Below are 14,674 nucleotides of genomic sequence, written 5' to 3'. Positions count from 1 at the left end.
TTAATTAGGTTATTTGGTTTTTCTAAAATTTACTTTTGATCCTTCTGGGAATGATTGAACTGTACGGAATCCGATGAAACTTCTTGCTGAATCTTTATGTTCCCAATCTCTTGCTGAAGTCATTAATAAGTATCCAACATCTTTCCAAGATCCTCCTCTTACACTTCTATTTACTTCTCCAGACATTGTAATTGACGGATTAAGTGTTGAAGACATTGTATAAGAAGATCTGTTGTAAGGAGAACTTGTCCACTCAGCTACGTTACCAGCCATATCGTAAAGTCCATATCCATTTGCACGGAATGTTTTTACAGGAGCTGTATACATATAACCTGTTTTCTTACCATCGTTGATTTCTAAATAATCTCCACGTTTTGGTTTGAAGTTCGCTAAATAACAACCTCTATCATCTGTCAAGTAAGGTCCTCCCCAAGGATAAGGTGCATTTTCTAAACCACCTTTTGCAGCGTATTCCCACTCAATTTCTGTTGGTAAACGGTAGCTAATTACTTTAACTTGACTTCCTCTTTTCTTCTTATTATTTAATGCTGTATTATGATATCTTGTACGGAAATCACAAAAAGCAGTTGCTTGATTCCAGTTAATACCTACAACAGGATAATTTGCGTAAGCTTTGTGCCAAAAATAATCTTGGTGCATTGGATCATTGTAAGAATAGTTGAAATCTCTTACCCAAACTGTTGTATCTGGATAGATATTTAAACTAAATTCTTTACGAAAATCTACACGGAAAGTACCACGTTTTTTTGCAGCTGCAGTTTGGTCAACTGTTACATAAGAATAGTTTAATTTACGTGTATCAATACGTCTTTCTCCATTCATACGCTCTTCTGGTGGATAATATAACCCTTCCATAACCTCTGCATAATCTACATCTGGATATTTGTATTTATCCCACTCCAAGCGCTGTTTCCAATTTAATTTCTTTGCATCTAAAGATTGACCATCACGACCTGTATTACTGTTTTTAATATATTCGTCATATGGCGTTCCTTGTCCATCTTGTGAACCAGAAATGTATGCATAATCCCCAATACCTCCAGCTCCATTATTTGGATTCATTGGGTCAAAACCTAATGATTCTGCCTTGTTTGCCAAAGCAGTACGAGCGATAGAATCTTTTACATAATTTACAAAATACTGATACTCAGAATTTGTAATCTCTGTATCATCCATAAAGAAACCTGTAACAGTAACCGTTTTTACTGGAGCATCATTTGTTTTTGTAAAATCGTAATCGGTTTGTCCTAAAACAAACGATCCACTCGGAATCGGAACCATTCCCTTTGGACGAACTGGCGTCCAAGCCGAAGATGTTTTCGAAACTATTTGTCCATCATTTCTATCACTACTCCCTCTGTTCTTCAACATTTTACATGATGATAAAGAAAGAGATAGCAACAATGCACTTACCAAAATTCTATTCATTCTGTTATAGATTTATTTTTATACAGGTTTTATACTTTTAGTTCTCAATTAATAAGGCTACAAATTAAGGCAATTTATTAATTGATTTTTAAAATTGTTCTTTATTTTTTAATAAAATTTTTTGAAATATTTCCACCACCTATTCGGTATTTCACCATTCAAGGCTTGTTCATAATCTTTTTCTGAACATGGAATAATTTCAAATTTTCGCTCTCCATCAACAGTGTTATCAACTTCTATCCACAATTGATTGGTTAATATATTTCGATAAAAAATATAATTGTATCCTTCTGTAGGAACAAAAATTTTCTCAAAATATTGTGCATCACCAAAACTTTTTATCTCTGGACGATGATTTTTCCCATCAATAAAATACCAAATCATCTGCGAAATTAATAGATGATCTAATTTTTTATAATTTTCGATATAATCACAAACGTAAAGTGAAGTCAATTTATTGCTGAAACCTAAATATCTTGTCAACGCACAAATTTCGCGCGAAGAAAATCCATTTGGCGTCATATTTTTTGAAGAAGAGAAATCCGAACCTTGCAAACTCGATAAATTAAGCAAAGCTGCATTAGCATCTCGAGAATAAGGTTCTATTTCTTTTACATTTTCGGAAATTACCCCCAAACGAACAGCATCAAAATTTAACTGATCTAACAAATCTAATTTTTCTTGCGCAACAAAATATGTTTGAAAACCAATATTCGTATAATCCAATAAATTGAAAGGCTCATTCGAAATAATTTTTGTTAAATAATTATTTTCTGTTGTTTGCGCTTCATCTTTACCTAATCGTAATTTATGATCGATTGTTAGGTAATAAACTTTATCAACAATTTCGTCATAAGCACGATATTGTTGATAACCTAAACTTGGGTTTCCACCCAAAATAACAACAACATATCCATCACGAATTAATCCGTTGGTAACTTCTCTAAAAACTTTTTCGGTTTCGGCTTTATCATCATAATAAACAACATCGCCAAAATCGTACAAATCTATCGACCAATTTCCCATTTGCAATTCGTACAATTGTGTACGAACAAGGCTAAAATCTACATCTTCGATCAAATCTTTTTGTTTCGAACGAGATTCTGTCACACCAATAATCGCAATTTTATCGTTCGATTTTTCATCGCTTTCGATAACATCTTCGCGAAATTTTATAGCTTGTCCTAACGCAAAAGAATTACAAGATTTAGCAAAATCTTGTAATTCTTCAGAAACGGGTTTTAAAAAGTCGTTGTACATTATTACTTTTTAGTCGTTGTTTTTTTAGTTGTCGTTTTCTTCGCAGTTGTCTTTTTTGCAGGCGCTTTTTTAGTCACTGCTTTCTTTTTAGGTTTCGCAGCTTCTATTAATTTTTCAACCTCAGCCAAAGTCAACGCTTCTGGATTCGTCTCTTTCGATAACTCAACTTTTATTTTTCCTTGAATCAAATTATAACGTCCCCAACGCGCTTTCTCTAATCGAATTTCCTGTTCTGACCATTCGCGAACAACACGTTCAGATTCTTTACGTTTTTTATCTTCAATCAATTCGATAATATCAGCTTGAGATAAATGATCGAAATCGTATTTTTTCGGAACATTAATAAACCATTCATTCCATTTGATAAATGGTCCAAAACGTCCTTTTCCTTTTGTTACATCATACCCTTCGTATTGTGCAATCGGTGCATCAGCTTTTAATTTTTCTTCGATTAATTCTACTGCACGATCAAATGATAAATCCATTGGATCTTCCTCTTTCGGAATCGAAATATATTTATCATCAAATTTCACATAAGGTCCAAAACGTCCAATATTCACTTCTACTTCGTGCGCTTTATACTCACCTAAAGTTTTTGGTAATTCGAACAATTTCATTGCCTCTTCTAAGGTAATATTATGAATAGATTGATGTTTTTGAAGACTTGCAAAACGAGGTTTTTCTTCATCTTCTGCTTCACCAATCTGAATCATTGGTCCGAAACGTCCAATACGTGCATGCACTTTTTTACCTGAAACAGGATCAATTCCTAACTCGCGTTCTCCAGTTGCACGATCTGCATTTTCTTGAACATCTTCTACAACATGATGAAATTTCGTGTAAAATTCATCAATCATTTTTGTCCAATTCAATTTACCTTCCGCAATTTCATCAAAACTATTTTCGACACGCGCCGTAAAATCATAATCCATCACATTCGTAAAATAATCAACCAAGAAATCATTTACCACGATTCCGATATCAGTTGGCATTAATTTGCGACGATCAGCTCCAAAAATTTCTTTTTGTTGAACTTTTTTGATTTGATTATCGATTAACGTTAAGGTATTATATTTTCGTTCTTCACCATCCAATTCACCAACTTCCACATAACCTCTATTTTGGATTGTAGAAATCGTTGGTGCATAAGTTGACGGACGACCAATTCCTAATTCTTCTAATTTTTTCACCAAAGATGCCTCTGTATAACGAGCCGCAGGACGAGAAAAACGTTCAGTACCATTTATTTCATCTGCTTTCAATTGCTCATTTACTTTTACACTTGGCAATAACACTTTATCATCATCTGCATCTTCGTCGTCAAACGATTCTTGATATACTTTTAAGAAACCATCAAACACAATTATTTCTCCTTTTGCTTGGAAAATAAAGTTGTTTTTGTTGTTATCAATATCAATAATAGTTCGTTCCAATTCTGCATTTGCCATTTGAGAAGCAACTGTACGTTTCCAAATTAATTCGTACAATTTTCGCATAGAATCGTCTGCATTTATTGAATGATTTTCGAAATGCGTTGGACGAATCGCTTCGTGCGCTTCTTGTGCAGATGAATTTTTGTTTTTATATTTTCTTATCTCAACATATTTGTTTCCGTAAGCAGATTCTATCTCAGCTTTTACTGCTGTTAATGCATCATCAGACAAATTCACACTATCTGTTCTCATATATGTGATATGTCCAGATTCGTATAATTGTTGTGCGACACGCATCGTTCTTGAAACTGAAAAACCTAATTTACGAGATGCTTCTTGTTGCAAAGTTGATGTTGTAAATGGTGCTGAAGGTGTACGCTTTGCTGGTTTCTTTTGTAAATCATTTACTTTAAAATCTGCTCCAACACATGTTTCTAAGAAATCTTCGGCTTCTTTTAACGTAGAAAATTCTTTTGTTAAAACTGCTTTTAATGTTCTTCCCTCATTTGTTTCGAAAATTGCAATGAATTTATATGACGAAACTGGAACAAAATTTTGAATTTCTTTTTCACGTTCAACAATTAATCGAACAGAAACTGATTGAACACGACCTGCAGATAAGCCTGGTTTGATTTTTTTCCATAAAATTGGCGACATTTCGAAACCAACTAATCTGTCCAAAACACGACGAGCTTGTTGTGCATCAACCAAATTCTCATCAATTTGACGTGGATTTTCTACCGCACGTTGAATCGCTTTTTTTGTAATTTCATTAAAAACAATACGTTTTGTATCTTTCTTTTCTAATCCAAGAACGTGATACAAATGCCAAGAAATTGCTTCTCCTTCGCGGTCCTCATCGGATGCTAACCAAATTGTTTGGGCTTTCGAAGACAATTTTTTTAGTTTACTTACAACCTCCTTTTTATCAGGTGTTACTTCGTATATTGGCTTATAATGATTCTCGATTTCGATTCCCATTCCTTTCTTTGGTAAATCGACCACGTGACCAAAACTTGATTCCACGATAAAATCATCACCTAAAAAACCTTGAATGGTTTTAGCTTTTGCTGGGGACTCAACAATAACGAGATTTTTAGACATATTGTTTTCTTAAAAAATTTCTGCAAAATTAATAACAAAAAAATGAAGCAGCCAAAAATGATTTTCAACTGCTCCGTATTTTTATCTATTTCATGTAAGGATTATCCTTGTAAATATCTGTTCCGATTTTGTCTATTTCTGATTGTTCGTCGTCTTCTGTTCCTATAACTGTTTCATATAAAACATATGTCGCAATATAGATTAGAGGCATTGCTACTAATAATCCAACTCCACAAGCAAGTGCTCCTAAAATTGCGACTCCAAAACAAGCCAAACAAAAAACAAATGCTGATCCGAAGTTTTTAAATAAAATACTTACACTTGATTTTATAGCTTCCGTTGTTGTAAAACCTGTAAACAAAACAAACGGAATTGCTAATATTGATGTAACATAGAAAATGAACCCAGGTACAATACATAATAAAATACCTATGAATCCTAAAAATTGAACAGCTAAATATGTTGTAAAAATCACCCCAAATTTTCCATCTTTATAATGAATAAACAAATCTGAAAAGTCAGGATTTTGATGTTTATTAAATTTTTTAGCCATTGTCAAAATACTTACTGTAATCGGTGCTAAAGCTGCTGCAACTACAATACTAACAATATTACTCACCCACGCTAAAGGAGATAAAGCTTCCGCATAAACTTCATCTACATCAGACATATCTGAAATAGCAAAAGTAGGTACCGAAATGATTAATCCTAAAATAAAATTAATTGTGAAGCTAATTGCGAATGTAATTACAATTGCAAGAATTGCATATAATGCGATTCCCGAAAAAATTTCCCATGATTTTGAAAAAATATCTCCAACGTTTATATTAACTCCACGTTGCTTAATTTCTTCTATTCTTTGTCTAATTCTATCATCCATAGTTTTATATTTTTTTTAGATTTCCTCAAATCTACAAAATGTTAATAAAATGCAAAAGAAAATTTTACTGCCAATATGTCACATAGATTTATTATTTTTGCACGATAAAATATCCATTTTAGAATGCATACAGAAGAAAAACATATAGATGAAGCAAGACAAGGAGAGGCTTTGATGACTGCTCCTACTCGTAATGCAACAAAGAAATTATTCTTAGAAAGTTACGGATGTCAAATGAATTTCTCGGATAGTGAAATTGTTGCATCTATTCTAAATAACGAAGGTTACCAAACCACTCAAAAAGTTGACGAAGCAGATTTAATTCTTTTAAATACTTGTTCGATTCGTGAAAAAGCGGAACAAACAGTTCGTAAACGTTTAGGAACTTTAAACGCGATCAAAAAACAAAATCCAAGTCTTAAAATTGGTGTTTTAGGTTGTATGGCGGAACGTTTGAAACATAAATTTCTTGAAGAAGAACATTTAGTTGATATCGTTGTTGGACCTGATGCTTACCGCGATTTACCAAACTTAATCAACGATGTAGAAGATGGTCGTGATGCAGTAAATGTACAATTATCAAAAGAAGAAACGTATGCCGAAATTTCTCCTGTTCGTTTAGGTGGAAATGGCGTTACAGCTTTCGTTACGATTACTCGTGGCTGTGATAACATGTGTACGTTCTGTGTTGTACCTTTTACGCGCGGTCGTGAGCGTTCTCGTGATCCGCACTCAATTTTGAATGAATGTAAAGAATTAGCAGAATCTGGTTACAAGGAAATTACACTTTTAGGTCAAAATGTCGATTCATATTTATGGTATGGTGGAGGACCAAAAAAGGATTTCAAAAATGCAACTGATATTCAGAAAGCGACTGCTGTAGATTTTGCGCAATTATTAGACATGGTTGCTACGCAGTTTCCTAATATTCGTTTACGTTTCTCAACTTCTAATCCACAAGATATGGAAGAAAGCGTATTAGAAATGATGGCGAAACACAAAAACATTTGTAAATACATTCACTTACCTGTTCAATCGGGTTCTACGACTGTTTTAGAACGTATGAATCGTCAACATACTCGTGAAGAATATTTCGAATTAATTGATAAAATTCGTCGTATCGTTCCAGATTGTGCTTTATCTCACGATATGATTGCAGGTTTCTGTGGCGAAACAGAAGAAGAACACAAAGATACATTATCGTTAATGGAATATGTGAAATATGATTTCGGTTATATGTTCGCTTATTCTGAGCGTCCTGGAACACCAGCGCACAAAAAAATGCCTGATGATGTTTTACCAGAAGATAAAAAACGTCGTTTACAAGAAATCATCGAAATGCAACAAAAACATTCTGCTGAGCGTATGAATAGTTATGTTGGAAAAATTCATGAAGTTTTGATTGAAGGTAACTCTAAACGTGACGAAAATTTCTGGTACGGACGTAATACGCAAAATGCAGTTTTAGTTTTCCCTAAAGTAGAAGGAACTAAAGTTGGTGATTTTGTAAACGTAAAAGCAAATAGCTGTACAACGGCAACTTTGATTGGTGAAATGATTGAAGATTAATTTATCTTTTTCAACAATCAATCTGTCAATTGTATACTAAAAATAAAATTCGTCAATTCGAGTGATTTTTATGAATAAAATGATTAAAAATTGTATCGAGAATAGAATTTTAATAGTTTAAAACCTTTTTCTCGATACAAAATTCTAAAGAATTTCACTCGAAATGTCGGTTTTAATAAGACAATAATTGAAATTTGATAAATCATTTTTCGAAAACCTAAAAAATTAAAAAATGGATTCTTTACAAACTATCAAACAACGTTTTGGAATCATTGGAAATAATGTAGCCTTGAATCGTGCTTTAGAAAAGGCGATTCAGGTTGCACCTACCGACATTTCTGTTCTTGTCATCGGAGAAAGTGGTGTTGGTAAAGAATTTATTCCGAAAATTATTCACAATCAATCAGCACGCAAACACAACAATTATATTGCGGTGAACTGTGGTGCGATTCCAGAAGGAACAATAGATTCTGAATTATTTGGACACGAAAAAGGCGCTTTTACAGGTGCTACACAAACACGTAAAGGTTATTTTGAAGTAGCAGATGGCGGAACAATTTTCTTAGATGAAGTTGGTGAATTACCTTTAGCTACACAAGTGCGTTTGTTACGTATTTTGGAATCGGGCGAATTTATGAAAGTTGGTTCTTCAGAACTTCAAAAAACAAATGTTCGTGTTGTTGCTGCAACGAATGTAAAACTATTAGAAGCTGTTGAAAAAGGTAAATTTCGTGAAGATTTATATTATCGATTAAATACAGTTCAAATTGATATTCCAGCTTTACGCGAGCGTAAGGAAGATATTAATTTATTGTTCCGAAAATTTGCTTCAGATTTTGCAAATAAATATCGAATGCCTCATATTGAGCTTTCTCCAGAAGCGCAAAACTATATTGCAAATTATCCTTGGCCAGGAAATGTGCGTCAATTGAGAAATTTTGCTGAACAGGTTTCTGTTGTTGAAAAAGACCGTGTGATTTCGTTAGAAAAAATCATGGAATTATTACCTAATAATTCAACAATGTTAACGGTTACAAATAAATCGAAAGATGGAAGTTCTTCTGATTTTATGGAACGCGAATTATTGTTCAAGGTTTTATTAGACATGAAAAAAGACTTGAACGATTTGCGTGCTTTAACATTAGATTTGATCAAACACAAAGATGTGGAAGATTTTAATGGTAATACGCAAGAATTGATTCAGCGCGTTTATCAAGATCAAAACGAACCAGAAGAAGATTTTGTTCCAAGTCAATATAATTTGGTTCCAACGAAATCTGCTCCAATCACACCAAGTTATAAACAACCGCAATACGATTATTCAAACGATGTATACGACGTAAGTCCAATCGAAGAACCAGAGTCACTTTCGTTGCAAGATAACGAAAAGGAAATGATAAAATTGGCGTTAGAAAAACATAAAGGAAAACGTAAAATGGCGGCTGACGAATTGGGAATTTCTGAGCGAACATTGTACCGAAAAATCAAACAATATCATTTGTAATATGAACAAAATAAAACTATTCATCCTTAGTATTTTTGCTATTTTTAGTTTAACAGGATGTATAAGATATACCCTTTCAGGAGCGGCAATTGAAGATGATTGGAACACAATTTATGTGGCAACTTTCCCGAATTACGCACCTCAACAAAATCCTACTTTAAGTCAAGATTTAACGATTGCAATTCAAGATATTTTTAGAAGTAGAACGAAATTGAAGTTAAATTCTAACGAAAATTCTGACTTAATTATCGAAGGTGAAATTACGGGATACGATGTTGTTCCTGAAGCAATTCAATCAAATGATATTGCAGCAAAAAACCGTTTGACGATTTATGTAAAAGTTCGATATATCAACAATAAAGACGAATCAAAAAGTTATGACAGAACATTTTCTGCTTTCCAATTATATGACGGAAATGCGATGTTAAGCGCTGTAGAATCGTCAATTGTTCCATTAATTATTGATGATATTCGCGACCAAGTTTTTGCGTCTATTGCGATGGATTGGTAAAAAAAATAACCTTATATTTGAGCAATGACCAGAATTGAATATTTAGTAGCACATCCGTACGAAGTTGAGAAATCGGACATTCCACTTCTTAAAAAAGAAGTAGAAAAATATCCGTATTTCTACACATTGCGTGCTTTGTTACTTTATGGTTTGAAAAAGGAAAATCATCCTTCTTTTGAGGATTATTTGAACAAAACTTCAATTCACAGCAGCAATCGTGTCGATTTGTATCATTACATCAATTCGGAACCAATTCAGAAAGAGGTTAAAGTAGAAAATGAAACTATTTCTCCTAAAATGGAAGAAGAAAAAGTGGAAGAATTAGTTGAAAACGAAATTATTTCTGAACCTATTTTAGAAAATTCTACTTCTGAAATCATCGAAAACAATAACGAAACAGTTGAAGTTGTTGATGAAATCATTGAAGAAAAGGAAGAAGAATCTAATCAAGAAATTGAGGTTATTTCTGACATAAATTCTGATGAAATTAATGAGGATATTGTGGACGAAATGATCGAAAATGATACAGAAGAATCGGAATTGAGAACAGATCATGTGGTTGATATTATTTCGGATGAAGAATTGAACGAAGTTGCTGAAATCACGAATAAAGTTGTGGTAGAAAATCATTCGAAAGAAGAAAATTTAACTTCTGAGAATGATATCGAAAATGCTGTTCAACAAACTTCTGGAATTGAAATTATTGAATCTGAACCTCAGCAAGTAATTAAAACAATAGTAACAATAGAAGATAATCAGGAAGAAGAAATTGTAGAAGGATTGTCTGAAAATGCTGAAGTAATTGAAGAATCTGAACCTGAAATGGTTGAAGAAAAAGTAGAGATCATTGAAAATAATTCGGATGAATCGACGTTTTCTTTTTCAGATTGGTTGAAAAAAGTTCCTTCTCAATCAAAAACACAACAAGAGATTGAAGAAGAGCAAGAAATTGCAGAAAGAGAAATAAAATATAAGTTGATTGATGACTTTTTGGAAAAAAATCCGAAAATCGTTCCGATGAAAAAAACGGATATTACACCAGTCAGCACACCATCAAATTTCGTTCAGAACACGGAAGAATATTCGGATTTGATGACCGAAACTTTGGCTCAGATTTATATTGAGCAAAAAAAATATGATAAGGCAATTAAAGCTTATAAGATATTAATTTTGAAATATCCAGAAAAAAATAGTTTATTTGCAAATCGAATTAAAGAAATTGAAAATTTAAAAAACTCTAAATAATAAAATGGGACTATTTCAGTTTTTCATGATTATTATCATGATTTTATGTGTATTATTAGTACTAATCGTATTATCTCAAAACCCTAAAGGAGGAGGATTATCTTCTACTTTCGGAGGTGGTGGAGGAAGCCAAATGTTTGGAGTTCAAAGAACAAATAAATTCTTAGACAACACAACTTGGGGATTATTTATCGCTGTAATCGTATTGATTATTGGAGCAAGTGCTTCGCATGAAAATCCAAATGCGATAAAACCAATTAAGCCAAATGTTACGGCACCGGCTAATAATTTACCAACACAACCTGCTGCAAACGGAGCAAGTCAAAATCAATTACCAGCTCAACCAGCGAAGTAATTTTGATAAGAAAATAAATTAAAAAACGCGAATCATCGAATGATTCGCGTTTTTTAATGCCTTATATTGAATATTTATTCATAATTTAGTCCTAAACACTGAATATGAAACACTATTACTTCTTTATACCTTTAATATCTTTGTTTCTTATTAATTGCGGTCAACAAAAAATTTTAAAAACTATTTCTATGAATGAATTAAATATTTTTAGAACTGCATTTGATGGCAAAGGGTGTAAAAACGAAATAAAAGTTTTCTCAAATATGAAAGATTTTGATGAATTTCAAAAGTCATTAATTATTCCGGGACAACGAAACGCTCCATTAGAAATAATTGACTTCTCAAATAAAAATATTGCAGTTATTTGTAAAGAAGATATTGATCGTTACGAAATCTCAGAATTAACTAGTTCTTCTAAAAAAAACATTTTAAAACTACATCAATATAAAGATGAAGCTGATAAATCTATCAACTTATTTTTTATAGAAATACCTAAAGAAATTAATTATTTAACACTAGAATATTGAAATTTATGAAAACAAAATTTATTATCTTATCTCTTCTGATGGGAGGAAGTTCGGTTTTTGCGCAAAGTAATCATTGGCAAGAATTGAAAAATAAAAATTTTCAACCTACTAATTTAGTTGAAAGATCAACTGTTCCTAAAGAATTTACATTATTTAAATTAGATGTTACAAGTTTACTTAATGACTTAAATTCTATTGCCAACAAAGGGAATAATAATGCTCAGTTAGTAAACATTCCGAATGAAAATGGAGAAATAACAAAATATCTTGTTGAAGAAGCATCTATTATGGCGCCTAAATTACAAGAGAAATATAACACTATTAAATCTTATGTAGGGAAATCTGTTGATGGAAAAGCTACAATCCGTTTTAGCTATTCTCCATATCACGGTTTTAGTGCAATGATACAGAATGGTCACGATATTTCTTATATTGATGCTTATACGGAAGATTTGTCAACTTACATTTCTTATAGTAGAAAAAATGTTGATGATAATATTAATTTTTCTTGTCATACAGATGATGTATATCAACAGAAATTAATCAATCAAATCACAAATGATATACCTACGAATAAAACTGCTATTGATGGTAAAATGAGAAAATACCGTTTAGCTTTAGCGACAACTATAGAATACTCTAGATACCATGTAAATAGAGCAGGATTATCATCTGGTACATACGAAGAAAAACTAGCAGCTGTTATTTCAGCTATAAATGTAGCTATGACTCGTGTAAATGGTGTTTATGAAAAAGAGTTTGGTGTAACAATGGAACTAGTGGAAAATAATGATAAAATTATTTTTATTACAACAGATGAATACACCAACAATAGTGGAAGTGCTATGCTAAAAGAAAATCAAATTGTTTTAGACAGAGAAATAGGTGTAGATAATTATGATATTGGCCATGTTTTTTCTACTGGTGGTGGTGGAGTAGCTTACTTACAAAGCCCTTGTAGCACAATTAAAGCAGGAGGTGTAACTGGATTAGGAGCACCAATAAATGATCCTTTCTATATCGATTATGTAGCTCACGAAATGGGACATCAATTTGGAGCACCACATACTTTTAACAATTCTTGTGGAGGAAATCGCTCAGGCGCTACAGCTGTTGAACCTGGTAGTGGAAGTACCATTATGGCTTATGCTGGTATTTGTCCTCCTAATGTACAAAATAATAGTGACCCTTATTTTTCTACTGTAAGTGTTAGTAATATATATAATTTTATTACTTCTACAAATGGAAGTTGTTCAGTAAATACTGATTCAGGAAACAATGAGCCTGTTATTGCTCTAGATAAATTGTCATATAACATTCCTCACTCAACTGCTTTTGTTTTGGAAGCAACAGCTACTGATCCTGATGGAGATGCAATAACATACAACTGGGAACAAACAGATACACAAATAGCTACGCAACCTCCTGTATCTACTAATAAAAATGGACCAACATTTCGATCTCTTAATCCAACTACAGTAGGATACAGATACTTCCCTAATTTACAATCAATTGTTGATGGTAAATTAACTTTAGAGACAAATCCAGCTCCTATGAACTGGGAAGTTATTCCAAGCGTTGCTCGTACGCTAAAATTCTCTCTTTTAGTTAGAGATAACAATCCTAAAGGAGGTCAAACTGATCGTAAGAATGTTGTTCTTGTTACAAAAGATTTCGGACCATTCAAAGTGACTTCGCAAGCGACAACTGATTATTGGACACAAAATTATCCTGCTACAATTACTTGGGATGTTGCGGGAACGGATGCAAACGGAATTGATACACAAAACGTAAAAATCTTATTATCAGTTGATGGTGGAAAAACATTTGATTATGTTTTAGCTGAATCAGTTCCAAATAATGGAAAATATGATTTCACAGTTCCAACGAATGTTTCGTTAACAAAAGAAGCGCGCATTATGATTAAAGCAATTGATAATGTTTTCTTAGCGGTAAATGCTTCAAATTTTGAAATTTCTGATAAATTGGCAACTTCTGAGATCAATTCAAAAGATTTAGCGACAATTTCTCCAAATCCTTCAAATGGAATAATCAATTTAGATTTTACAAAATCATTTACATCAGGTAAAATTACGGTGACAGATTTAGCAGGAAGAACAGTTTATTCAAACACGTTAAATTCTTCGAAATCTCAACAAGTTAATTTATCGAATTTATCAAATGGTGTTTACATTGTTTCGATTGAAGCAGGTAACGAACAATTCACGAAAAAAGTGATTATCAAAAAATAATTATTCATAAAAATTACTTTAAATGCCAAGTTGTCTGACAGCTTGGCATTTTTATTTTTTCTCATTACAATTAACTTATCCATAATGGCAGAAATTGGCTATTGGCACGTTTTTCGTTGATTAAAAATCATCAATTTAGAAAAAATAAAAAATACAAATATGTCACAATTAAACATTAAACCATTAGCAGATAGAGTGGTTATTGAGCCTGCTCCAGCAGAAACTAAAACAGCTTCAGGAATTATTATCCCAGATTCAGCAAAAGAAAAACCACAAGAAGGAATTGTAGTTGCAGTTGGTAATGGTAAAAAAGACGAACCAATGACAGTTGCAGTTGGTGACAAAGTTCTTTACGGTAAATATTCAGGAACTGAATTAAAATTAGAAGGTAAAGATTACTTAATCATGCGTGAAGCTGATATTTTGGCAATTATCTAAATTTAGTTGTAATAAGTAAAATGTATTAAGTACAAAGTAACTTATTTTTTAATTTTTAATCATATTCGACTTAAGACTTAAGACTTAAGACATCAAAACATAAATAAAAATGGCAAAAGATATTAAATTCGATATTGAATCAAGAGA

General features: G+C 32.4%; 12 protein-coding genes. 8 read left to right on the top strand and 4 right to left on the bottom strand.

Annotation, left to right across the window (positions count from 1 at the left end; all coding sequences use genetic code 11):
* Positions 1–9: 9 nt before the first annotated feature.
* The 4 genes from gldK to B2217_RS12665 form a co-directional block, all read right to left on the bottom strand.
* Positions 10–1,449 (bottom strand): gliding motility lipoprotein GldK, encoded by a 1,440-nt coding sequence (gldK, locus tag B2217_RS12680; RefSeq protein WP_280045239.1) that lies wholly within the window; start codon positions 1,447–1,449, stop codon positions 10–12.
* 108 nt (positions 1,450–1,557) lie between these two features.
* Positions 1,558–2,709, bottom strand: a complete 1,152-nt coding sequence (locus B2217_RS12675; RefSeq protein ID WP_291122746.1) for a hypothetical protein — start codon at positions 2,707–2,709, stop codon at positions 1,558–1,560.
* Between the two features lie 2 nt (positions 2,710–2,711).
* Positions 2,712–5,246 (bottom strand): type I DNA topoisomerase, encoded by a 2,535-nt coding sequence (gene topA / locus B2217_RS12670; protein ID WP_291100894.1) that lies wholly within the window; start codon positions 5,244–5,246, stop codon positions 2,712–2,714.
* 85 nt (positions 5,247–5,331) lie between these two features.
* The gene (locus B2217_RS12665) at positions 5,332–6,126 is read right to left on the bottom strand and encodes a hypothetical protein (protein WP_180905135.1); all 795 of its coding nucleotides are present in this window, start codon (positions 6,124–6,126) and stop codon (positions 5,332–5,334) included.
* Between the two features lie 123 nt (positions 6,127–6,249).
* On the opposite strand from B2217_RS12665, the gene miaB reads away from it, so the two are divergent.
* The 8 genes from miaB (at position 6,250) to B2217_RS12625 (ending at position 14,527) form a co-directional block, all read left to right on the top strand.
* Entirely contained in the window at positions 6,250–7,695 is a 1,446-nt protein-coding gene (gene miaB / locus B2217_RS12660; RefSeq protein WP_180905136.1) for a tRNA (N6-isopentenyl adenosine(37)-C2)-methylthiotransferase MiaB, read from the top strand.
* A 232-nt stretch (positions 7,696–7,927) separates the two neighbouring features.
* The gene (locus tag B2217_RS12655; RefSeq protein WP_180905137.1) at positions 7,928–9,199 is read left to right on the top strand and encodes a sigma-54 interaction domain-containing protein; all 1,272 of its coding nucleotides are present in this window, start codon (positions 7,928–7,930) and stop codon (positions 9,197–9,199) included.
* 1 nt (position 9,200) lies between these two features.
* Positions 9,201–9,710 (top strand): LptE family protein, encoded by a 510-nt coding sequence (locus tag B2217_RS12650; RefSeq protein ID WP_180905138.1) that lies wholly within the window; start codon positions 9,201–9,203, stop codon positions 9,708–9,710.
* 24 nt (positions 9,711–9,734) lie between these two features.
* On the top strand, positions 9,735–10,955 hold the full coding sequence (locus tag B2217_RS12645) for a tetratricopeptide repeat protein (protein WP_180905139.1): 1,221 nt from the start codon (positions 9,735–9,737) through the stop codon (positions 10,953–10,955).
* A 4-nt stretch (positions 10,956–10,959) separates the two neighbouring features.
* Positions 10,960–11,310 (top strand): preprotein translocase subunit SecG, encoded by a 351-nt coding sequence (secG, locus tag B2217_RS12640; protein WP_038332909.1) that lies wholly within the window; start codon positions 10,960–10,962, stop codon positions 11,308–11,310.
* Between the two features lie 104 nt (positions 11,311–11,414).
* Positions 11,415–11,837, top strand: coding sequence for a hypothetical protein (locus B2217_RS12635; protein ID WP_291122742.1), 423 nt, complete (start codon positions 11,415–11,417; stop codon positions 11,835–11,837).
* A 5-nt stretch (positions 11,838–11,842) separates the two neighbouring features.
* Positions 11,843–14,089: a reprolysin-like metallopeptidase gene (locus B2217_RS12630; protein ID WP_291122740.1), complete on the top strand. Its 2,247-nt coding sequence runs from the start codon at positions 11,843–11,845 to the stop codon at positions 14,087–14,089.
* A 159-nt stretch (positions 14,090–14,248) separates the two neighbouring features.
* Positions 14,249–14,527 carry a co-chaperone GroES gene (locus tag B2217_RS12625; protein ID WP_019975019.1) on the top strand — a complete coding sequence of 93 codons (279 nt, stop codon included), beginning with the start codon at positions 14,249–14,251 and terminating at the stop codon, positions 14,525–14,527.
* Positions 14,528–14,674: the final 147 nt, after the last annotated feature.

Origin of the sequence: Empedobacter sp. UBA7620 (assembly GCF_002484185.1) — a bacterium.
Taxonomy (GTDB): Bacteria; Bacteroidota; Bacteroidia; order Flavobacteriales; family Weeksellaceae; genus Empedobacter; species Empedobacter falsenii_C.
This window is presented reverse-complemented; position numbering and strand designations above follow the sequence as displayed.

What these genes read in the sequence shown, in the direction of transcription:
- gldK (WP_280045239.1), bottom strand. Translation starts at nt 1,449, where the DNA reads ATGAATAGAATTTTGGTAAGTGCATTGTTGCTATCTCTTTCTTTATCA.
- B2217_RS12675 (WP_291122746.1), bottom strand. Translation starts at nt 2,709, where the DNA reads ATGTACAACGACTTTTTAAAACCCGTTTCTGAAGAATTACAAGATTTT.
- topA (WP_291100894.1), bottom strand. Translation starts at nt 5,246, where the DNA reads ATGTCTAAAAATCTCGTTATTGTTGAGTCCCCAGCAAAAGCTAAAACC.
- B2217_RS12665 (WP_180905135.1), bottom strand. Translation starts at nt 6,126, where the DNA reads ATGGATGATAGAATTAGACAAAGAATAGAAGAAATTAAGCAACGTGGA.
- miaB (WP_180905136.1), top strand. Translation starts at nt 6,250, where the DNA reads ATGCATACAGAAGAAAAACATATAGATGAAGCAAGACAAGGAGAGGCT.
- B2217_RS12655 (WP_180905137.1), top strand. Translation starts at nt 7,928, where the DNA reads ATGGATTCTTTACAAACTATCAAACAACGTTTTGGAATCATTGGAAAT.
- B2217_RS12650 (WP_180905138.1), top strand. Translation starts at nt 9,201, where the DNA reads ATGAACAAAATAAAACTATTCATCCTTAGTATTTTTGCTATTTTTAGT.
- B2217_RS12645 (WP_180905139.1), top strand. Translation starts at nt 9,735, where the DNA reads ATGACCAGAATTGAATATTTAGTAGCACATCCGTACGAAGTTGAGAAA.
- secG (WP_038332909.1), top strand. Translation starts at nt 10,960, where the DNA reads ATGGGACTATTTCAGTTTTTCATGATTATTATCATGATTTTATGTGTA.
- B2217_RS12635 (WP_291122742.1), top strand. Translation starts at nt 11,415, where the DNA reads ATGAAACACTATTACTTCTTTATACCTTTAATATCTTTGTTTCTTATT.
- B2217_RS12630 (WP_291122740.1), top strand. Translation starts at nt 11,843, where the DNA reads ATGAAAACAAAATTTATTATCTTATCTCTTCTGATGGGAGGAAGTTCG.
- B2217_RS12625 (WP_019975019.1), top strand. Translation starts at nt 14,249, where the DNA reads ATGTCACAATTAAACATTAAACCATTAGCAGATAGAGTGGTTATTGAG.